The 19309-nt window shown below is 66.2% G+C and carries 19 protein-coding genes; 13 read left to right on the top strand and 6 right to left on the bottom strand.

Going from position 1 to position 19309, the window contains the following annotated elements:
• Window positions 1-11: 11 nt before the first annotated feature.
• Both pepN and dusA read left to right on the top strand, forming a co-directional pair.
• Complete coding sequence (gene pepN / locus KM031_RS02770) at window positions 12-2603, top strand: aminopeptidase N (protein WP_246566766.1); 2592 nt, start codon at window positions 12-14, stop codon at window positions 2601-2603.
• Window positions 2604-2729: 126 nt separating this feature from the next.
• Window positions 2730-3740 (top strand): tRNA dihydrouridine(20/20a) synthase DusA, encoded by a 1011-nt coding sequence (gene dusA, locus KM031_RS02765; protein ID WP_215503041.1) that lies wholly within the window; start codon window positions 2730-2732, stop codon window positions 3738-3740.
• On the opposite strand, the gene KM031_RS02760 is transcribed toward dusA, so the two are convergent.
• Complete coding sequence (locus KM031_RS02760; protein ID WP_215503040.1) at window positions 3725-4921, bottom strand: multidrug effflux MFS transporter; 1197 nt, start codon at window positions 4919-4921, stop codon at window positions 3725-3727. The genes dusA and KM031_RS02760 overlap by 16 nt on opposite strands.
• A 130-nt stretch (window positions 4922-5051) precedes the next feature.
• Between KM031_RS02760 and KM031_RS02755 the strand changes: the two genes are divergently transcribed.
• Window positions 5052-5870 carry a sulfite exporter TauE/SafE family protein gene (locus KM031_RS02755; protein ID WP_215503909.1) on the top strand — a complete coding sequence of 273 codons (819 nt, stop codon included), beginning with the start codon at window positions 5052-5054 and terminating at the stop codon, window positions 5868-5870.
• Window positions 5864-6610 (top strand): phytanoyl-CoA dioxygenase family protein, encoded by a 747-nt coding sequence (locus tag KM031_RS02750; RefSeq protein WP_215503039.1) that lies wholly within the window; start codon window positions 5864-5866, stop codon window positions 6608-6610. Before KM031_RS02755 ends, KM031_RS02750 begins: the two co-directional genes overlap by 7 nt.
• 120 nt (window positions 6611-6730) lie before the next feature.
• Here KM031_RS02750 and KM031_RS02745 read toward each other — a convergent pair whose 3' ends face one another.
• Genes KM031_RS02745 through ccmI form a run of 3 tightly spaced genes read right to left on the bottom strand, consistent with a single transcriptional unit; the run spans window position 6731 to window position 8668 of the window.
• Entirely contained in the window at window positions 6731-6964 is a 234-nt protein-coding gene (locus KM031_RS02745; protein ID WP_215503038.1) for a DUF1289 domain-containing protein, read from the bottom strand.
• Window positions 6957-7442, bottom strand: a complete 486-nt coding sequence (gene ruvX, locus KM031_RS02740) for a Holliday junction resolvase RuvX (RefSeq protein ID WP_215503037.1) — start codon at window positions 7440-7442, stop codon at window positions 6957-6959. The genes KM031_RS02745 and ruvX overlap by 8 nt, the downstream gene beginning before the upstream one ends.
• Window positions 7439-8668 carry a c-type cytochrome biogenesis protein CcmI gene (gene ccmI / locus KM031_RS02735; protein ID WP_215503036.1) on the bottom strand — a complete coding sequence of 410 codons (1230 nt, stop codon included), beginning with the start codon at window positions 8666-8668 and terminating at the stop codon, window positions 7439-7441. The genes ruvX and ccmI overlap by 4 nt, the downstream gene beginning before the upstream one ends.
• 195 nt (window positions 8669-8863) lie before the next feature.
• Between ccmI and KM031_RS02730 the strand changes: the two genes are divergently transcribed.
• From KM031_RS02730 to rarD, 8 genes are all read left to right on the top strand, one after another.
• Window positions 8864-10111: a sarcosine oxidase subunit beta family protein gene (locus KM031_RS02730; protein WP_215503035.1), complete on the top strand. Its 1248-nt coding sequence runs from the start codon at window positions 8864-8866 to the stop codon at window positions 10109-10111.
• 81 nt (window positions 10112-10192) lie between these two features.
• Window positions 10193-10516: a sarcosine oxidase subunit delta gene (locus KM031_RS02725; protein WP_215503034.1), complete on the top strand. Its 324-nt coding sequence runs from the start codon at window positions 10193-10195 to the stop codon at window positions 10514-10516.
• A complete protein-coding gene (locus KM031_RS02720) occupies window positions 10513-13491 on the top strand; it encodes a sarcosine oxidase subunit alpha family protein (protein ID WP_215503033.1) in 2979 nt (992 codons plus the stop codon). The genes KM031_RS02725 and KM031_RS02720 overlap by 4 nt, the downstream gene beginning before the upstream one ends.
• Window positions 13484-14035, top strand: coding sequence for a sarcosine oxidase subunit gamma (locus KM031_RS02715; protein ID WP_215503032.1), 552 nt, complete (start codon window positions 13484-13486; stop codon window positions 14033-14035). Before KM031_RS02720 ends, KM031_RS02715 begins: the two co-directional genes overlap by 8 nt.
• Before the next feature lie 25 nt (window positions 14036-14060).
• Complete coding sequence (locus tag KM031_RS02710) at window positions 14061-14573, top strand: hypothetical protein (RefSeq protein ID WP_215503031.1); 513 nt, start codon at window positions 14061-14063, stop codon at window positions 14571-14573.
• Between the two features lie 170 nt (window positions 14574-14743).
• On the top strand, window positions 14744-15346 hold the full coding sequence (locus KM031_RS02705) for a superoxide dismutase (protein WP_215503030.1): 603 nt from the start codon (window positions 14744-14746) through the stop codon (window positions 15344-15346).
• 179 nt (window positions 15347-15525) lie between these two features.
• On the top strand, window positions 15526-15972 hold the full coding sequence (locus tag KM031_RS02700; protein ID WP_215503029.1) for a baeRF12 domain-containing protein: 447 nt from the start codon (window positions 15526-15528) through the stop codon (window positions 15970-15972).
• A gap of 79 nt (window positions 15973-16051) precedes the next feature.
• Window positions 16052-16990: an EamA family transporter RarD gene (gene rarD, locus KM031_RS02695; RefSeq protein WP_215503028.1), complete on the top strand. Its 939-nt coding sequence runs from the start codon at window positions 16052-16054 to the stop codon at window positions 16988-16990.
• Here the strand turns inward: rarD and KM031_RS02690 are convergent.
• The gene (locus tag KM031_RS02690) at window positions 16927-17481 is read right to left on the bottom strand and encodes an LOG family protein (RefSeq protein WP_215503027.1); all 555 of its coding nucleotides are present in this window, start codon (window positions 17479-17481) and stop codon (window positions 16927-16929) included. The genes rarD and KM031_RS02690 overlap by 64 nt on opposite strands.
• Window positions 17482-17577: 96 nt before the next feature.
• On the opposite strand from KM031_RS02690, the gene KM031_RS02685 reads away from it, so the two are divergent.
• Window positions 17578-18882, top strand: a complete 1305-nt coding sequence (locus KM031_RS02685; protein WP_215503026.1) for a LysM peptidoglycan-binding domain-containing protein — start codon at window positions 17578-17580, stop codon at window positions 18880-18882.
• Here the strand turns inward: KM031_RS02685 and KM031_RS02680 are convergent.
• Window positions 18857-19252 (bottom strand): ArsR/SmtB family transcription factor, encoded by a 396-nt coding sequence (locus tag KM031_RS02680; protein WP_215503025.1) that lies wholly within the window; start codon window positions 19250-19252, stop codon window positions 18857-18859. The two genes, KM031_RS02685 and KM031_RS02680, sit on opposite strands and share 26 nt — an antisense overlap.
• Between the last annotated feature and the right edge of the window lie 57 nt (window positions 19253-19309).

Here is a 19309-nt window from a genome sequence, read left to right as displayed (position 1 = left end):
AGGAGACTGCCATGACCCAGACCCCCGCGCAGACGGCACCGCAAATGCCCGCACAGACGGCTGTGAAGCTTGCCGATTATCAACCCTACAGCCATGTGCTGGACCGGGTGGCGTTGACCTTCCGCCTGTTGCCGCAGGCCACGCGGGTGCAGGCGCGGCTGCATCTGGCGCCCAATCCGGTGCGGGGCAGCGGCCTGGATCTGCGGCTCGATGGCGAAAACCTGGTGCTGATCGCGCTGGCAGTGGATGGGCAGCGGCTGGAGGTGCAGCCCGATGCCACCGGGCTGACGATCCCGGCGCATCTGCTGCCCGATGCGCCCTTCGTGCTGGAGACCGAGGTTGAGATTGCGCCCGCAGGCAATACCGCGCTGGAAGGGCTCTATATGTCGGGCGGCATGTATTGCACGCAATGCGAGGCCGAGGGTTTTCGCAAGATCACCTTTTACCCCGACCGCCCCGATGTGATGGCGCGATTCCATGTGCGGATCGAGTCCGACATGCCGGTGCTGCTGTCCAATGGCAATCCGGTGGCGGCAGGGCCGGGCTGGGCCGAATGGGATGACCCCTGGCCCAAACCCGCCTATCTGTTCGCGCTGGTGGCGGGCGATCTGGTGGCCCATTCCGATCGTTTCACCACCCAGTCGGGCCGCGACGTGGCGCTGAACATCTGGGTGCGCAAGGGCGACGAGGGCTTTTGCGCCTATGCGATGGACAGCCTGATCCGCTCGATGCGCTGGGACGAGACCGCCTATGGCCGCGAATATGATCTCGATGTGTTCAACATCGTGGCGGTGGATGATTTCAACATGGGCGCGATGGAGAACAAGGGGCTGAACATCTTCAACTCCAAATACGTTCTGGCCAGCCCCGAGACTGCGACGGATGAGGATTTCGCCCGGATCGAGGCGATCATTGCGCATGAATATTTCCACAACTGGACCGGCAACCGCATCACCTGCCGCGACTGGTTTCAGCTCTGTCTGAAAGAGGGACTGACCGTGTTCCGCGATCAGCAGTTTTCGGGCGACATGCGCTCGCATGCCGTCAAGCGGATCGAGGATGTGCTGATGCTGCGCGGGCGGCAGTTTCGCGAGGATGGCGGGCCGCTGGCGCATCCGGTGCGCCCGGATGCCTATGTGGAGATCAACAATTTCTACACCGCCACCATTTATGAAAAGGGTGCCGAGGTGATCGGCATGTTGAAGCGTCTGGTCGGCGATGCGGGCTACAAGGCGGCGCTGGATCTGTATTTCGACCGCCATGATGGCGCGGCTGCCACCATCGAGGATTGGTTGCAGGTGTTCGAAGATGCGACAGGCCGCGATCTGACGCAGTTCAAACGCTGGTATACCGAAGCGGGCACGCCGCAGGTGTCGGTGCGCGACGACTGGGCTGATGGGGTCTATACGCTGACTTTGGCGCAGACCCTGCCCGCCACGCCGGGGCAGCCGCACAAGGGGCTGAAGGTGATTCCGGTGGCGGTGGGCTTGCTGAACCCGAATGGCGACGAGGTGGTGCCGACCACGGTGCTGGAACTGACCGAGGCGCAGCAAAGCTTCCGCTTTGCGGGGCTGGCGGCGCGGCCGGTGCCGTCGATCCTGCGCGGGTTTTCGGCCCCGGTGGTGCTGGACCGGGCGGTTTCTGCCGCCGAACGCGCCTTCCTGCTGGCCCATGACACCGATCCTTTCAACAAATGGGAGGCGGGACGGGCGCTGGCCAAGGAGGTGATGGCGCATATGATCACCGATGCGGCCCCGGTCAGCCGCGACTGGCTGGCGGCGCTGGCCCGCGTCGCGCTGGATGAGGGGCTGGATCCGGCTTTTCGCGCCCTTGCGCTGCGCCTGCCGGGCGAGGATGACATGGCGGCGACGCTGGCGGCGGCGGGGCATGTGCCGGATCCGGCGGCGGTGCATGCCGCGCGGCAGGCGCTGGCTGATGCGGTTGCGGCAGAGCTTGCGCCCGCGCTGCCGGGCCTGATCGCCGGGATGGCGACGCCGGGCCGGTTCTCGCCGGATGCGGCGCAGGCCGGGCGGCGGGCGCTGCGCAATGCCGCACTGGCGCTGCTGACGCGGCGCGATGGCGGTGCGGCGGCGCGGGCGGCCTTTGCGGCGGCGGATAACATGACCGACAGTCTTGCCGCGCTGGTGGCGCTGCTGGAGATCGGGGCAGGGGCGCCCGAACTGGCCGCCTTCGAGGCGCGCTGGCAGGCGGACCGGCTGGTGATGGACAAATGGTTCATGTTGCAGGTGCTTTATGCCGCGCCGCAGGATCTGGCGGCGGTGGTGCGGCGGCTGACGGCGCGGCCCGATTTCGACTGGAAGAACCCCAACCGCTTCCGCTCAGTCATTGGCGCGCTCAGCGCCAATCACGCGGGCTTCCATCACGCCGATGGGGTCGCCTATGACCTGCTGGCCGACTGGCTGCTGCGGCTCGATCCGAAAAACCCGCAGACGGCGGCGCGCATGTCCACCGCCTTTGAAACCTGGCCCCGCTATGATGCCGACCGGCAGGCGCTGATCCGGCGCGCGCTGCACCGCATCCTGGCCACGCCCGGCCTCAGCCGCGATCTGGGCGAGATGGCGGCCCGCATGGCGGCGGGCTGACATCGGCTGGGGGCCGCTCGGGGGCGGTGTGGCAGACAGGCGGTTGCCACGCCGCGCCCACGGCCCTACATGAGGCCGGAACGGGCCGCCCAGGCCCGCCCCCAATGACCGCCGGACCCGATGACCATGACCGAAGCCCCCAAAGATGTCGGCAGCCACCGGCTGTCCGTTGCACCGATGATGGACTGGACGGATCGTCATTGCCGGTATTTTCACCGGCTGATGACACGGCGTGCGATGCTCTATACCGAGATGGTCACTGCGCCCGCCATCATTCATGGGCCAAAGCCACGGCTGCTCAATTACAGCGATGCCGAACATCCGATTGCCTTGCAGCTTGGCGGCTCGGACCCGCGCGAGCTGGCGCAGGCGACCGCCATCGCGCGGGACTGGCGCTATGACGAGATCAACCTGAACTGCGGCTGCCCGTCAGACCGGGTGCAATCGGGCTGTTTTGGCGCGGTGCTGATGGAGCGGCCCGCGCTGGTGGCCGACTGTGTGGCCGCAATGCAGGCCGAAACCGATGTGCCGGTGACGGTGAAATGCCGCATCGGCGTGGATGATCAGGAGCCGGCCGAGATCCTGCCGCGCTTCATCGAAACGCTCGCCGGGGCAGGGGTGCGCCATATCATTATCCATGCGCGCAAGGCCTGGCTGCAAGGGCTCAGCCCCAAGGAAAACCGCGAGATCCCGCCGCTGGATTATCCGCTGGTCCTGCGGATGAAGCAGGAGTTTCCAGAGCTGACGCTCTGCCTCAATGGCGGGGTGGCGACGCTGGATCAGGCAAAAGAGCTGCTGGATCAAGGGCTTGACGGGGTGATGATCGGGCGCGCGGCCTATCACGATCCGGGCAACAGCCTGATCGGGGCCGACGCGCTCTGGGGCGACAGCCATGCGCCCGATGCCTTTGCCGTCGTCGCCGCGATGCGCCCCTATATCGCCGCCCATCTGGCTGATGGCGGGCGGATGCACCAGATCACCCGTCATATGCTGGGCCTGTTCACCGGGCGTCCGGGCGGGCGGCACTGGCGGCGGGTGCTGTCCGAAGGCGTGGCGCGCCCCGGTGCCAGTCTGGATCTGATCGACGCGGCCCTAGCCGAAGTGCAGGGCCGCATCGCGGATCAGGCCGGGGCCTGAACCTCAGGCAGCCGCGCCACAACACGGCTGAGAACCAGCGCCAGAACCCCGCAGAGCGCAATCGCCGCCAGCATCGGCAGGACGGTGCCATCAAAGAACGGCGCGGCGGCGGCGATCATCGCGCCACCCGCCACCATCTGCAAGGTGCCACCCAGTGACGAGGCAAGGCCCGCAATCTCGCCATGTTCCTCAAGCGCCATCACCATCGCGGTGGGGATCACCAGCCCAAGGCAGGCATTGGCCAGAAACAGCCCGGCAATCGTAACCCAGAGATTGGCCGCCCCGGCCAGCCCCAGCGCGAACAGCCCAACGGTAAAGACGGCAAAGCCAAAGGTGGCGCGCACCATCACCGCCTGCGCCCCAAAGCGCAGCCCCAGCCGCGCCGCCAGTTGCGAGGCCGAAAAGAACCCCAGCGCATTGACGGCAAAGGCCAACGAAAACTGCGTGGGCGTCAGGCCAAAGGCGCTGGAATAGACGAAGGAGGCCGAGGCGATGAACACAAAAAAGCTCGCCATCGCAAAACCGCCGAGGAAGGTCAGCGCCAGAAACCCGCGATGGGTCATCAGCTTGACGGTGCCCGTGCGCAGGGCGGCAATCGACACCGGCTGCCGCTCTGCCACCGGCAAGGTTTCGGCCAGCATCAGCCGGGTCATCGCAAGGCTGGCCAGCGAGGCCAGCACCAGCACGCCGAAAATCGCGCGCCAGTCGGCAATCGCCATCAGGCCTGCTCCCGCCATCGGCGCAAGGAAGGGCGAAATCGAAATCACCAGCATGATGGCCGCCATCATGCGCGTGGCGTCATGCCCGGTGTGCATGTCGCGGATCACTGCGCGCGGCACCACCATGACCGCCGCCCCGCCCAGCCCCTGTACGAAGCGCCCGGAAATCAGCGTGCCGGTGGTCGGCGCAATCGTGCACAGCACCGAGCCGATCAGAAAGATCGTGAGCCCCACATACAGCGGCAGCTTGCGCCCGGCCTGATCGGCCCAGGGGCCATAGATCAGCTGCGCCAGACCGAAAGCAATGAAATAGCTGATGATCGTGCCCTGCATCGCAGGCACCGATGCGCCCAGATCCGCGCCGATGGCGGGCATGGCGGGCAGATACATGTCAATCGCAAACGGCCCCACGGCAGACAGCAGGCCCAGCACAAGCGCCGGGCGCAAAAGGGAAGTCGACATGGGGAAACCTCGGAAACCAGATCTGATGTTGCGGCAGAGACTAACCTTTCCGCACTGCGGCGACAATCCACCACTGGCCGAGGCGGCAGAGCCGCGCTAAGCCTTGGGCAAACCGATGAAAGGTCGTGCCATGCCGGATGTTCTGAGCCTGCTGCCCATGCTTGTGTTGCTGATCGTGATCGGCGGCTTTGCGGGGGTGATTGCCGGATTGCTGGGGGTCGGGGGCGGCATCGTGCTGGTGCCCGCGTTTTTCTACACCTTCTCGCATCTCGGCTATGACGGGCCGCAGCTGATGCAGGTCTGCCTCGGCACGTCGCTGGCCACGATCATGGCCACGGCGATGCGCTCGGTGAATGCGCATAACCGCAAGGGCGCGGTGGATTGGGCGGTGCTGCGCGGCTGGGCCCCGGCCATCGGCGGCGGGGCAGTGCTGGGCTTCCTGCTGGCGACACAGCTTAAATCGGTGACATTGCAGGCGGTGTTCGGCACGCTCGGCCTGATCGCCGGGGCCTATATGGCCTTTGGCCGACCCGAATGGCGATTGGGTGAGACCATGCCGACCGGCGGCAAACGCTGGGCGCTCGGCGGCGGGCTGGGCCTTCTGTCGGTGCTGATGGGCATCGGCGGCGGCACCTTCGGCGTGCCGATGATGACGCTTTATGCCATGCCGATTCATCGTGCGGTGGCCACGGCCTCGGGCTTCGGGCTGATCATCGCGGTGCCATCGGCCATCGGCTTCCTGCTGATGCCGGTCGAGGGCGCGCCACCTTACAGCCTCGGCGCGGTCAACCTGCCCGCCTTCGTGGTGATCGTGGCGATGACGCTGCTGACCACCCCTTACGGCGTGCGGCTGGCCCATGCGATGAACCCCAAACCGCTGAAACGCGCCTTTGCGCTGTTCCTGATCGTGGTGGCGCTGAACATGCTGCGCAAGGTCGCCGGATGGTAAATGCGGCGGGCTGGCAGCGCATCGGCCCGGATCCGGCGATTGCCGCCTGGGCCGCCGCGGCCCTGCCCATCGCGCGGCAGGTGCTGGCCGACAGCGCCGAGCCCTGGCGCTGTGGCGGCACCTGGTTCGTCGGTGTCGATGCCCTGCCCAATGCGCCCGATGGCAGCATATCCGGCACGGCCTTCCCTTGGGCCGCGCTTGGACTTGCCGCCGAACCGCTGCACCGCGGGCAGCTCTCCACCATCCGGCCCGGCTATCCACAGCCCTCCGACAGCGAAACGGCGGCAGCCTTCGCCTTTCGCCGCAACCGCGATGCCGCGCATCTCGATGGGCTGATCGCCGGGCTGGACGGCGCGCGCCGCATCGCCGAACCACATGGCTGGATTGTCGGACTGCCGCTCACCGCCTGCGACGAGGGCGCATCGCCCTTGACGGTGTGGGAGGGCAGCCACCAGATCCTGCAAACCGCCCTGCGCGCGGCGCTGGCCCCGCACCCACCCGATGTCTGGGGCCAGATCGACATCACCGCCGCTTATACCACAGCCCGCAAAACCTGTTTCGAGACCTGCCGCCGCATCCTGCTGCCCGCCCGCCCGGGCGAGGCCACGCTGCTGCACCGGCTGACCCTGCATGGCGTAGCACCTTGGCAAGACGGGGCCGCCGCCCCGCCCGAAGGCCGCATCATCGCCTATTTCCGCCCCGAGCTGCCCCGCGTCGCCGACTGGCTGACCCAACCCTGACGCGACCCAACCAGCTCTGACGCTGCACATTTCATCTTGGTAAAAATATCCGAGCCGCAGGCCCCGGCCACCGCCCCCACAACGGTCGATCAAGGGCAATACGTCACCGCGCCCCTAGGGTCACTGCCCCTCCAGCCGCCCCATCCGCCCGCCGCGCCGCTTGCTCAGCCGCGCCGCCCGGCCCGGCAGCTCCGCCATCACCGCGCGCCGGGCTTCGGGGGTCATGCGCGACCAGGCACCGATCTCTTCGAGCGTGCGGCGGCAGCCGACGCAGATGCGCTCCACCGGATGCACCGAGCACAGTTTCACGCAGGGGCTCTCCACCTCGTTGCGTTTCCACAGATCGTCATTCATCGGCCTGGCTCCGCCGCAGATGCGCCATCCGGTCCAGCGCTCCTTGCAGGATAAACCCGGCGGCCACCTGATCGATCACCTCAGAGCGACGTTTGCGTGACGTATCCGCCGCGATCAGCACCCGTTCGGCGGCCACGGTCGACAATCGCTCGTCCCAGAACATCAGCGGCAGCGGCGACAGCCGCGACAGATTGCGCGCAAAGGCGCGGGTGGCCTGCGCGCGCGGCCCCTCCGATCCGTCCATGTTGCGGGGCAGGCCCAGAACCAGCCCACAGATCCGCCGATCAGCTACGATCTTCAGCAGGGCCTCGGCATCGGTGGTGAACTTGACCCGGCGAATGGTCAGGAGCGGCGTGGCAACGCCGCGCAGCACATCCGACACCGCGATCCCGATGGTCTTGTCGCCGAAATCAAGGCCCGCAATCGGCTGCATCGGCGGCAGCAGGCCGACGAAATCTTCGGCACGTTCAAAACTCATGGCGCAACCCCCGCCGCTTCGGCGGCAGTCCGCACAACCGCCAGATCCTCGGGCCGCGCGGCAAACCGGCCCTGCGCCTCGGCCCAGATCTCGCGGGCGCGCTCGGTCTGGCCCAGCACACCATAGGCACCGATCAGCTGCGCCCATTCCGCCGCCGTGCCGCCCTCGGTCGCCAGCCGGTCGTTCAGCTGCGCCACCATGCCTTCGATCATCGCGGCACGGTCCTCGGTTGCCATGCCCGCCGCGGCCTCCATATCTGCCGCCGACGGCCCGGCCAGCCCCGGCTGGGGGGCGGGACTATAACGCACCCCGGCCCGCACCGAAAGATCACCGATCTGCGCCCGGATCGCCGCGACCCAGGGCGCATCGGGCGGGCTGCTCTCAAGCAGATCCCGCCACAGCCGGAAGGCCCGGTCGGGCCGCCCGGTCTGCGCAAACATCAGCCCGGAATAATAGCGCGCGGTGCCATTCTGCGGATCGCGGCGCAGCGCTTCGGTCAGCGTGGCCTCCGCCTCGGGCGAGACATAGCCGCCCGCCGCAAAGACCAGCAGCTCGGCCAGCGCCGCGTGATCCTCGGCCGTCGCCGCCGCCCCGCTCAGCGCAATCACCTGCGCCTGTGCCGCATGGGCCGCCGCAAAATTGCCCAGCCGCGCCTCGTTCTGCGCCAGCAGGCGCTGGCCCTGTACATCGCCGGGCCGGTCGCGGACGGCGGCACGCAGCTTATCCATCAGCGCAAGGAATTCGGCATCCACCCCTTCGGGCGGCACGGCAGCGGGCAGACCGACCTCGGCCTTGGCCTGATCGGGGCGGGTGCTGCGCAGCGTCTCGGCCATGGCAATCCGCTCGGCCAGCGGCATGTCGGGATAGCCCGGCGCCCCTAACCGCCAATAGAGCGCCGCCCCCCCGGCCAGCACTGCGATCACCAGCAGCGCAGGCAGCAGCAGGGCAGGCCCCGTCGTGCTGCGATCCGTGCCACCGGCCCCGGCCTGCACCATCCGGTCGGCCTCCAGAATCCGGCGCGACACTTCGGTGCGCAGCCGCGCCGCCTCTTCGGCGGCAATCACCCCGCGCGCCATGTCGCGCTCGATCTCGGCAAGCTGATCTCGATAGACCTGCATGTCCTGCGCGCCCGGCGCCGGGGCCGCGCGCCCGCGCCGCAGCCCGCGCATCAGCGCCACCGCCGATGCCAGCACCAAGGCCCCCGCCGTCAGCCAAAACCACCCCATTCGCGCCCTCTTCGCCAAGCCTGTTGCCCCCATGTAGCGGCTCAGGCCCGTCGGCAAAAGGGCCTTGGCGTCGCAGGCCGCCGCTCTTTTCGACGTGATGTCGCAATTTTCCCGATTGTGCCGCTGCGCGCGGCGGATCATTTTGCGGCTTGTCCCATAGATACCGCATACCCGAACGGGAGTTGGACCAAGCTCATGAAACGCTATTCGGTTTTCGCCATCGCCCGCGAGGCGCTGCGCTACCATCAGGGATGGGAAAAGGCCTGGGCCTCGCCCGCGCCCAAAGCCTCTTATGATGCCGTGATCATCGGCGCTGGGGGGCATGGCCTTGCCACAGCCTATTACCTTGGCAAGAACCATGGCATCACCAATGTCGCCGTGATCGAAAAGGGTTGGCTCGGCGGCGGCAATACCGGGCGCAACACCACGATCATCCGCTCGAACTATCTGCAGGATCCCTCGGCGGCGATCTACGAAAAGGCGCGCAGCCTCTACGAGACGATGAGCCAGGATCTGAACTACAACGTGATGTTCAGCCCGCGTGGCCTGTTGATGCTGGCACAGACCCATCACGAGGTGCGCGGCTATCTGCGCACCGTCCATGCCAACAACCTGCAAGGCGTTGAAACCTCGTGGATTTCGCCGGAACGGGTGAAAGAGCTGGTGCCGATCATCAATATCGACGGCCCGCGCTATCCGATTCTCGGCGCGCTCTATCAGGCGCGCGGCGGCACGGCGCGGCATGATGCCGTGGCCTGGGGTTATGCCCGCGCCTGTTCGGCCATGGGCATGGACATCATCCAGCAATGCGAAGTGACCGGCGTGCGCTCGGAAAACGGCCGCGTTGTCGGCGTCGACACCACCAAAGGCCATATCGGCACCAAAAAACTGGGCATCGTCGTCGCCGGCCATTCGGGGCAGGTGGCCGATATGGCGGGCTTCCGCCTGCCGGTCGAGGCGGTGGCGCTGCAGGCGCTGGTGTCCGAGCCGATCAAACCCTGCATGGATGTGGTGGTGATGGCCAACACCGTGCATGGCTACATGTCGCAATCAGACAAGGGCGAGATGGTGATCGGCGGCGGCACCGACGGGTTCAACAACTTCACCCAGCGCGGCAGCTTCCACCATATCGAGGAAACCCTGCGCGCCCTGATCGAAACCTTCCCGATGATCTCGCGGCTGAAAATGCTGCGTCAATGGGGCGGCATCGTCGACATGACCGGTGACCGCTCGCCCATCATCTCGAAAACCCCGCTGGGCAATTGCTTCATCAACTGCGGCTGGGGCACCGGCGGCTTCAAGGCGATCCCCGGCTCGGGCTGGGCGATGGCCGATCTGATGGCCAAGGGCGAACCGGGGCCGCTGGCCGCCGAATTCAACATGACCCGCTTCCGCGAAGGCCGCTTCATCGACGAGTCGGTCGCTGCCGGGGTGGCGCACTGACATGCAGTTTCACATTGGCAAAAATATCCCGGGGGACCGGGGGCAGCGCCCCCGGGGTCTCCGCAAGCACGAGGCCCGGACATGCTGATCCTTGAATGCCCCTATTGCGGCGTGAAGGCCGAAGAAACCGAACTGGCCCCGGGATACGAGGCGCATCTGAAACGGTTCGGCCCCGGCTCCTCGGATGCGGAGTTCGAGGATTACATGTTCGCGCGCAAGAACCCCAAGGGCGTGCATTTCGAACGCTGGCGCCATGCCTATGGCTGCGGCAAGTGGTTTCTGGCCGCGCGCTGCACCGCCACGCTCGAAGTGTTCGGCACCTATCCCGCGCAATCGGGCGAGCCGCCCGCCGATATCGTCGCAAAGATCAAGGCCAAACGGCCGGACTGGAAGGGGTACAAATGAGCACCCGTCTTGCAAAAGGTGGCCGTCTGATCGACCGCTCCACCGCCCATGACTTCACCTTCAACGGCAAACGGCTGCGCGGCTTTTCCGGCGATACGCTGGCGGCGGCGTTGCTGGCCAATGACCAGATGCTGGTTGGCCGCTCGTTCAAATATCACCGCCCGCGCGGCATCGTGGCCAGCGGCGCCGAAGAGCCGAACGCGCTGGTGAACATGGGCGAGGGCGGCCGGTTCGAGCCGAACCAGCGCACCACCACGACCGAATTGTTCGATGGCCTCACCTGCACCTCGCAGAACCATTGGCCGAGCCTCGAATTCGACGTAGGCGTGGCCAACAATTACGTCGCGCGCTTCCTGCCTGCCGGGTTCTATTACAAGACCTTCATCCATCCGCGTGCCGCGTGGAAACACGTGTTTGAACCGATCATCCGCCAGTCGGCGGGTTTGGGCAAGGTGCCGAAAGATCGCGACGCGGATCGTTATGAACATGCCTATGCCTTCTGCGATCTGCTGATCGTCGGCGGCGGCATTGCCGGATTGCAGGCCGCACTGGTCGCCGGGGCCGCAGGCAAACGGGTCTGGCTGATGGAACAGACCGCCCATTGGGGCGGGCGCGCGCCTGTCGACGACGTGGAGATTGACGGCAAACCCGCTGACACCTGGGTGAAGAACGCCGTGCAAGCCCTTGAGAGCATGAAAAATGTCACCCTGCGGCTGCGCTGCATGGCGGCGGGCTCTTATGACCATGGCTATGTGCTGGCGGATGAAAAGATCGCCGATCACACGCCGGGCGACGGCCAGCCGCGCCACCGCCTGTGGCGCATCCGCACCGGCCAGATCATTGCAGCGACGGGCGCAATCGAGCGTCCGCTGTCCTTCGCGGGCAATGACATTCCGGGCGTGATGCTGGCAGCGGCCATGCGCGACTATGTGGTGAACTATGCTGTCAGCCCCGGCGACCGCACGGTGGTCGTCACCAACAATGACGATGCCTATCGCACCGCCATTGCGCTGAAAGAGGCGGGGCTTGAGGTTCCGGTGATCCTTGATGCGCGGGCCTCGGTGACCGGCGATCTGCCGGCCCGGGCGCGGGCGCTTGGCATCCGGGTCGAGGCCGGGCGTGGCATCGCCTCGGTCAAGGGCGGCAAGCGGGTGACCGGCGTTGCGATCTGTGCGCAGGCCGGGCAGGGGGCTGTGCTGGAAGAAATCGCCTGTGATGCCGTCGCCATGTCGGGCGGCTGGTCGCCGGTGGTGCATTTGTGGAGCCATTGCGGCGGCAAGCTGAACTGGGACGCCGATCAGGCGCATTTTGCCCCCGATCCGGCCCGCCCGCCGCTGAACCATGACGGATCCGCCATGGTGGTAACGGCAGGCTGCGCCTCGGGGGTGCTGCATCCGGCAGCAGTGCTGGCCGATGCCACCGCTGCCGTCGGCGGCGAGGGCGCACCGGGCGCCACCGCGCCGCAAGAGGCCGCGATGGAGCCGGTCTGGATCATGCCGCAGGGGGCACCGCCCGCGCTGCGCATGAAGATGTGGCTCGACTACCAGAATGACGTCAAGGTTTCGGACGTGCAGTTGGCGGCGCGCGAAGGTTACAGCAGCGTTGAGCATACCAAGCGCTATACCACGCTCGGCATGGCGACCGATCAGGGCAAGCTGAGCAATATCAACGGTCTGGCCGTTCTGGCCGACAGTCTGAACACCGCGATCCCGCAGGTGGGCACAACGACCTTCCGCCCGCCCTATACGCCTGTGCCGTTCGGCGCACTGGCAGGCGAGTCGCGTGGCGACATCTTCCAGCCGCTGCGCAAGACGCCGATCCATGACCGGCACGAAGCGGCCAATGCCTATTTCGAGCCGGTGGGCCTGTGGCGTCGCCCCTATTGCTTCCCGCGCCCCGGCGAGACGCATGAACAGGCGGTGCACCGCGAGGTGATCAATACCCGCAGCAATCTGGGCCTGCTCGATGCCTCGACCCTCGGCAAGATCATCGTCAAGGGCCCCGATGCGGGCAAGTTCCTCGACATGCTCTATACCAATGTCATGTCGAACCTCGGGATCGGCAAATGCCGCTATGGCCTGATGTGCAACGAACAGGGATTCCTGTCCGATGACGGCGTGGTGGCGCGGATCGACGCCGATACCTGGCTCTGCCACACCACCTCGGGCGGGGCAGACCGGATCCACGGCTGGATGGAAGACTGGCTGCAATGCGAATGGTGGGATTGGCAGGTCTATACCGCCAATGTGACCGAGCAATATGCGCAGATCGCCGTGGTGGGCCCCAATGCCCGCAAGGTGCTGGAACGCTTGGGCGGAATGGATGTGTCCAAAGAGACGCTGCCCTTCATGCAATGGGCGGATGGCACGCTGGGCGGCTTCAACGCGCGGGTCTATCGCATCTCGTTCTCGGGCGAGCTGTCCTATGAGATCGCGGTGCCTGCCAGCGAAGGCCGCGCCTTCTGGGATGCGCTGACGGCGGCGGGGGCCGAATTCGGCGTGATGCCCTATGGCACCGAGGCGCTGCACATCATGCGGGCCGAAAAGGGCTTCATCATGATCGGCGACGAAACCGATGGCACGGTGATCCCGCAAGACCTGAACCTCGGCTGGGCGATTTCCAAGAAGAAAGACGATTTCCTTGGCAAGCGCGGTCAGGAACGGCCCTTCCTTGCCAGCCCGGATCGCTGGAAACTGGTCGGGCTGGAGGCGCTGGACGGATCGGTGATCCCGGACGGGTCTTATGCCGTGGCGGCGGGGCTGAATGCCAATGGTCAGCGCAACACGCAGGGGCGCATCACCTCGACCTATTATTCGCCGACGCTAAAGCGGGGCATTGCCATGGGTCTGGTCAAGGGCGGCATGAGCCGTCTGGGCGAGACGATCGAGATGACGCGTCTGGATGGCAGCCTGATGCAGGTCAAGATTGTCGATCCGGTGTTCTATGACAAGGATGGGGAAAAGCAGAATGTCTAAGGTTGTCAGTGCCCTTGAGGGCGCAAGCTTTGACGGCTTCGCCCAGGTGCGCGAGATCGGCCCACTGGGCATGATCACGCTGCGCGCCAAGCCGGATGTGGTCGGGCTGGCCGAGGCGGTCGCGGCCGCCACCGGCTGTGCGCTGCCCGCCCAGCGCCGCATCCTGCGCGTGGGTGACAAGGCGGCGGGCTGGATGTCGCCGGACGAATATCTGCTGGTGGTGCCCTATGCGCATGTGGCGGCGACGCTGGCGCTGCTGGCCGAAAAGCTGGCCGGGCAGCATCACCTTGCGGTCGATGTGTCGGACGCCCGTGCGGTGTTCCGCATCGAGGGGCCACAGGCGGAGCAAGTGCTGATGAAACTGGCCCCGGTCGATTTCGCCACGCTGGAACCCGGCGAGTTGCGTCGGTCGCGCACGGCACAGGTGGCGGCGGCCTTCTGGGCCGAGGATGGCGGTTTCACGCTGGTCTGTTTCCGGTCGGTCGCGGCCTATGTGATGGGCCTGCTCAGCCATTCGGCGCAGAAGGGCAGCACGCTGTTCTGATCCAATCGCCTGGGGCCATTCTCCCATGGCCATTCTCCCATGGGTTGACATTTCTGCAAAAGGGCGATGCACTCCTCTGACGGAGAGTATCGTCTTTTTTGTGGAGATCATGTTGACTTTCAAGCGTGTTACGCGTGCCGCCCTTGTTGCCGGCATTGCACTTTTTCCGTGTGCTGCGGCCTATGCCGCGCCGCAGCAATGGCACTGTGTTCAAAAGAACGTGCCCCAAAAATCCTGGATCGAATCTGATATTCTTGTGATCCATGATGCCGAAACGAACCGCGTTCTCGTTCTGGATGGGATTATCCAACACTTTACCGGCGCCCCTATCGAGGCAAGTGTCTCCAAAAGCACAGCCGACAGTCTGTCCTTTGGCTGGAGCCTCAATACCAAAGGGGCGAGTGCAAAACGGGGCGTCGTGAAATATTCAGCGACCTTCATGACCGCGACGCGAGAGCTGCGCATTTCAGCCACGCCACTGGGGTATGACAATCGCGACACGGCCCGCGGCAAATGCTCGCCGCTCAAGCGCAAATAAACGAGGCGGGGCGCGTCGGCGCCATGCCGCCGCCCCAGCCCATGCGCCTGTCGACCCGCGCGAAGCGGCAGAGGGGTTTTGTCAGGAAATGCCCTCGCGCCTCTTGACCTTGGCGGTCTCGGGGGCCTTATTGACAGCAACGGAAATCATTCCGAAGAGGAGAGACACCCATGGCTTTCACCCTTCCCGATCTGCCCTACGCACATGATGCGCTGGCGGCTCTTGGCATGTCGAAAGAGACGCTGGAATACCACCACGACCTGCACCACAAGGCCTATGTCGACAATGGCAACAAGCTGATTGCAGGCACCGAGTGGGAGAACAAGTCCCTCGAAGAGATCGTCAAAGGCACCTATGCTGCGGGCGCGGTTGCCCAGAACGGCATTTTCAACAATGCCTCGCAGCACTGGAATCACAACCTGTTCTGGGAAGTGATGGGGCCGGGCGAAGACAAGAAGATCCCCGGCGTGCTGGAAAAGGCGCTGGTCGAATCGTTCGGTTCGGTCGCCAAGTTCAAGGAAGATTTCGCTGCCGCAGGTGCGGGCCAGTTCGGTTCGGGCTGGGCATGGCTGGTGAAGGATGCGGATGGCGCGCTGAAAGTCACCAAGACCGAAAACGGCGTGAACCCGCTGTGCTTTGGTCAGACCGCGCTGCTCGGCTGCGATGTGTGGGAACATTCCTACTACATCGACTTCCGCAACAAGCGCCCGGCCTACCTGACCAACTTCCTTGAAAAGCTGGTCAACTGGGATGCGGTCGCAGCCAAACTCTGATCCTGCAACTGCTTGATTTTTCTGCCATCGGCAGAAAACCGCAAGGCCCGCCCGGTTCTCCGGGCGGGCCTTTGCGCATCCGGCAGCGCGGCGTGGGCCAGCTCTGGCATCCGGGGCGGGGCACCCCATTTCATAAGGGAGGGCTGGCCGGACCGGCGGGCCGCTGCAAGGAGGACGGAATGGCATTTCTGGCAAAAGGCGCATGGGTCGTGGTGGCGGATGCAAGCCGCGCGATGGTGTTGGAAAACATGGGCGATGCGCAATCGCCGCAATTGCGGCAGGTGGCACAGATGCAGGCCGAGGTGATGGAGGCCACCGACAAGCCGGGCCGGATGCCGGATCCGGGGCCGGGGCAGCGCTCGGCGATGGCGCAGACCGATCTGGCGCGGCTGGGCGCAGACCGCATGGTCAGCGATCTGGCGGACCGGCTGGGCACGGCGGCGCGGGACGGGCGGTTTGACCAGCTGATCTTTGCCGCCCCGCCGCAGGTGCTGGGGGCGTTTCGGGCGGCGCGCTGCGATGCGGTGTCACAGCGCCTTGTGGCCGAAATGGACAAGACGCTGACCGGGCACAGCCTGCCGCGCATCGCGGATCTGGTCTGCGCGGAACTCGCCCGCCCGCACTGAGCCGCCCGGACCTCACACACCCTTTCCCCCATCCCGGCTTTGCGCCAGAAAGGGCGTATCCGGATTGGGGGGCAGGGGCATGAGTGCTGCAACAAAGGGTGTCTGGGCCATGGTGGTGGCCGCGGTGATCTGGGGCGCCTCGCCGCTGTTTTACAAACAGCTGTCCCATGTGCCGCCACTGGAGGTGTTGAGCCATCGCACCCTCTGGTCGGCGGTGATCTTTACCGCCGTGTTGGCGATGCAGGGGCAGTTGGGCAGCTTGCCGCGCCTGTTGCGCGGGCGGGCGCTGCTTCTGGTGGGCTTTGCGGCGCTGATGATCTCGGCCAACTGGTTCCTGTTCATCTTTTCGGTGCAGGCGGGTCATACGGTCGAGGCGTCGATGGGCTACTACATCTTTCCGCTGGTGGCGGTGCTGATCGGCGTTCTGGCATTTGGCGAGCGGCTGAGCCGGGGGCAGGCGCTGGCGGTTCTGCTGGCAGCCCTTGCGGTGCTGGTGCTGACGGTGGGACTGCGCGTGGCACCGTGGATCGCGCTGGCGATTGCGCTGACCTTCGGGCTCTATGGGCTGGTGAAAAAGCGGCTGGGGGCCTCACCGGTGCCCTCGGTCACCGCCGAGGTGCTGGTGCTTGTGCCCCTCGCGCTGATCTGGCTGGGCTTGACGGGCAGCGGGCAGGTGCAGGAATTTGGGCGGTCGGGCGGGCATTTCTTCGATGATCCCGCCACGGCGCTGCTGCTGGTGTTTTCGGGCGTGCTGACTGCCGGGCCGTTGATGCTGTTCACCTATGCCACGGCACGGGTGCGCATGGCGACGGTGGGGGTGGTGCAATACCTCAACCCCACCGGGCAGTTTCTCTGCGCAACGCTGGTCTTTGCCGAACCCTTCACCCGCTGGCATGCGGCGGCCTTTGGCCTGATCTGGGCAGGGCTGGCACTTTATACCTTCGAGGCGCTGCGTCAGGACAGGGCGGCGCGCAGGGCCTCGGTCAGCGCGGGCACATCGGCCACGGTGCTGAACTGAATCTTGAGGCTATCTGCGGCAAAGCCTTCGGCGATCACATGATCGATCAAGGCGTTCAGCGGTGTCCAGTAGCCTTCGGTGTTCAAAAGGAAAATCGGCTTGCGGTGCAGGCCGATCTGCGCCCATGTCACCACTTCGAAAAACTCGTCCAGCGAGCCTGCGCCGCCGGGCAGCACTACGATCGCATCCGAGTTCATGAACATGACCTTCTTGCGCTCGTGCATGTCTTCGGTGATCACCAGTTGCGTAAGATCGCGTTTGCCGACCTCGCGCCCCATCAGATGCGTCGGGATGACGCCCATGGTCTTGGCCCCTGCGGCCATGGCGGCACGGGCGGTTTCGCCCATCAGCCCCACATCGCCCGCGCCATAGACCAGACGCCAGCCTTCGGCGGCAAGCATGGTGCCCGTCTCGCGTGCGGCATGGACATAGGCCGGGCGCACGCCGGGGCGCGAGCCGCAAAAGACACAGACGGAACGCAGCGCAGCCATTGGACCTCCTGAAAACAGTTGCTTTGCACGGGTTTATCGAGGTTCCTGTGAAAAAGGAAGCCGGGGCCGGATGCGGGCGCCGGGAAGGGGATCGGCATGGCGGCACAGACGGGTTTGAGCAAGGCGGGGCAAGCGGGGCTGCTGGTGCTGGGGGCGGCGGTTCTGGTGGGGATCTTGTGGTTCGTGCAGCGCCCGGTGCCTGCACCCGAGGCCGCCCCTGCGGCGCTGCTGTCGCCCACGCCCGAGGGCAGCACGGGCACATCCGAGACGACCAGCGCGCCCGCGGTAGAGCCTGCGCCCGCCGGAGAGCCTGCGACTACGCCGGAGGCCGCAGCCGTGCCCGCCACCGATCCGGCGGTGCAACCCGCCCCGGAAACCGCGTTCGAGCCGCCGCGCTTTGATACCGTGCGGGTCACGCCCGAGGGCGAGGCGCTGGTGGCGGGTCGGGCGGCACCGGGGGCCGAGGTGACGGTGCTGGTCGATGGTGTGGCCGCGGCGCAGGCGCTGGCGGATGGGGCGGGCAGTTTTGCTGCGCTGTTCACGCTGCCGCAATCGGCGGCACCGCGCCTGATCACCCTGTCGATGGTGGCAGATGGGGCGGCGGTGGCCTCGACGCAATCGGTGGCGCTGGAACCTGTGGCCCCGCAAACCGGGGTCGAGCCGCCGGTGGTCGCAGCAGCAGATCCCGCCGCCCAACCAGAGGTGACGCCGCCCGAGGCCCCGGCACCCGCAGCCACAGCCACAGCCACAGCGGAACCACAGGCCCCGACCGCGATCCTGCTCAGCGATCATGGGGCGACGGTTTTGCAGGGGGCAGCGCCTGCGGCGGGGGCCGATGTCTCCATCGCCGCCATCACCTATACGCCGGATGGCGCGGTGCAGCTTTCGGGGCTTGGGGCACCGGGGGCCGTGGTGCTGCTTTATCTCGATACTGCCGAGGCCGGGCAGGCGCTGGTTTCGGGAACGGGGGGCTGGGTCACAACGCTGCGCGGCGTGGCCCCGGGGCTGTATACCCTGCGTGCCGATCAGCTCGATGCGGCGGGCAAGGTGACGGCGCGGTTTGAAACCCCGTTCCAGCGCGAAACGCTGGAGGCGCTGGCCTCCGTGATGAAACCCGCCGCCGCCAGCGGCACGCCCGTTCCGAAATCCGTCGCGGTGCCGCAAGCGCAGCCGGTGGTGCCCGATGTGGCCGTGGCCCAGGCAGCGCAGCCCGCCGCTGCGCCCGAGGGGCCGCTGACGGTTACGGTGCAGCCCGGCTTTACCCTGTGGCGCATCGCGCGCGAGAATTTTGGCGATGGCGTGATGTATGTGAAAGTGTTCGAGGCTAACAAGGACCAGATCCGCAACCCCGATCTGATCTATCCCGGTCAGGTGTTCACGGTTCCTGCGGCGGCGGAGTAAGCGGCGGGCGGGGGGCGCTGTCGCCCGCCGCCACCCGGTCCAGCGCCTGTGTGGCGCTGGCGGCACAGCAGGCCAGCACATCCGGGTGGTCCATGCAGCAATCGGCCAGCAGATAGGAAATCGCGCCGCCGATCCCGGCCAGATCGGCGGTATAGATCACATTGCGCGACACCCGGCGCGACCGGATCAGCCCCGCCTGTTCCAGCGCCGACAGATGGAAGGACAGGCGCGAGGCTGGCAGACCCAATGCCCGGCCAATATCGCCCGCAGCCATGCCGGCATCGCCCTTGGGCACCAGCAGGCGCACCAGATCAAGCCGTGCCTCATGGGCAAGGGCAGACAGGGCCGAGAGGACTTTACTTCGCTCCATCCTTCAACTACTCGTGAAATGTTGAATTATCCCTGCATAGCCCAGCCCCGCCCGGCA

Source organism: Gemmobacter fulvus (genome assembly GCF_018798885.1).
GTDB lineage: Bacteria > Pseudomonadota > Alphaproteobacteria > Rhodobacterales > Rhodobacteraceae > Gemmobacter > Gemmobacter fulvus.
The sequence above is the reverse complement of the archived record's forward strand: the minus strand, read 5'-3'. Positions and strand labels throughout refer to the sequence as shown.

What these genes read in the sequence shown, in the direction of transcription:
- pepN (WP_246566766.1), top strand. Translation starts at nt 12, where the DNA reads ATGACCCAGACCCCCGCGCAGACGGCACCGCAAATGCCCGCACAGACG.
- dusA (WP_215503041.1), top strand. Translation starts at nt 2,730, where the DNA reads ATGACCGAAGCCCCCAAAGATGTCGGCAGCCACCGGCTGTCCGTTGCA.
- KM031_RS02760 (WP_215503040.1), bottom strand. Translation starts at nt 4,921, where the DNA reads ATGTCGACTTCCCTTTTGCGCCCGGCGCTTGTGCTGGGCCTGCTGTCT.
- KM031_RS02755 (WP_215503909.1), top strand. Translation starts at nt 5,052, where the DNA reads ATGCCGGATGTTCTGAGCCTGCTGCCCATGCTTGTGTTGCTGATCGTG.
- KM031_RS02750 (WP_215503039.1), top strand. Translation starts at nt 5,864, where the DNA reads ATGGTAAATGCGGCGGGCTGGCAGCGCATCGGCCCGGATCCGGCGATT.
- KM031_RS02745 (WP_215503038.1), bottom strand. Translation starts at nt 6,964, where the DNA reads ATGAATGACGATCTGTGGAAACGCAACGAGGTGGAGAGCCCCTGCGTG.
- ruvX (WP_215503037.1), bottom strand. Translation starts at nt 7,442, where the DNA reads ATGAGTTTTGAACGTGCCGAAGATTTCGTCGGCCTGCTGCCGCCGATG.
- ccmI (WP_215503036.1), bottom strand. Translation starts at nt 8,668, where the DNA reads ATGGGGTGGTTTTGGCTGACGGCGGGGGCCTTGGTGCTGGCATCGGCG.
- KM031_RS02730 (WP_215503035.1), top strand. Translation starts at nt 8,864, where the DNA reads ATGAAACGCTATTCGGTTTTCGCCATCGCCCGCGAGGCGCTGCGCTAC.
- KM031_RS02725 (WP_215503034.1), top strand. Translation starts at nt 10,193, where the DNA reads ATGCTGATCCTTGAATGCCCCTATTGCGGCGTGAAGGCCGAAGAAACC.
- KM031_RS02720 (WP_215503033.1), top strand. Translation starts at nt 10,513, where the DNA reads ATGAGCACCCGTCTTGCAAAAGGTGGCCGTCTGATCGACCGCTCCACC.
- KM031_RS02715 (WP_215503032.1), top strand. Translation starts at nt 13,484, where the DNA reads ATGTCTAAGGTTGTCAGTGCCCTTGAGGGCGCAAGCTTTGACGGCTTC.
- KM031_RS02710 (WP_215503031.1), top strand. Translation starts at nt 14,061, where the DNA reads ATGGCCATTCTCCCATGGGTTGACATTTCTGCAAAAGGGCGATGCACT.
- KM031_RS02705 (WP_215503030.1), top strand. Translation starts at nt 14,744, where the DNA reads ATGGCTTTCACCCTTCCCGATCTGCCCTACGCACATGATGCGCTGGCG.
- KM031_RS02700 (WP_215503029.1), top strand. Translation starts at nt 15,526, where the DNA reads ATGGCATTTCTGGCAAAAGGCGCATGGGTCGTGGTGGCGGATGCAAGC.
- rarD (WP_215503028.1), top strand. Translation starts at nt 16,052, where the DNA reads ATGAGTGCTGCAACAAAGGGTGTCTGGGCCATGGTGGTGGCCGCGGTG.
- KM031_RS02690 (WP_215503027.1), bottom strand. Translation starts at nt 17,481, where the DNA reads ATGGCTGCGCTGCGTTCCGTCTGTGTCTTTTGCGGCTCGCGCCCCGGC.
- KM031_RS02685 (WP_215503026.1), top strand. Translation starts at nt 17,578, where the DNA reads ATGGCGGCACAGACGGGTTTGAGCAAGGCGGGGCAAGCGGGGCTGCTG.
- KM031_RS02680 (WP_215503025.1), bottom strand. Translation starts at nt 19,252, where the DNA reads ATGGAGCGAAGTAAAGTCCTCTCGGCCCTGTCTGCCCTTGCCCATGAG.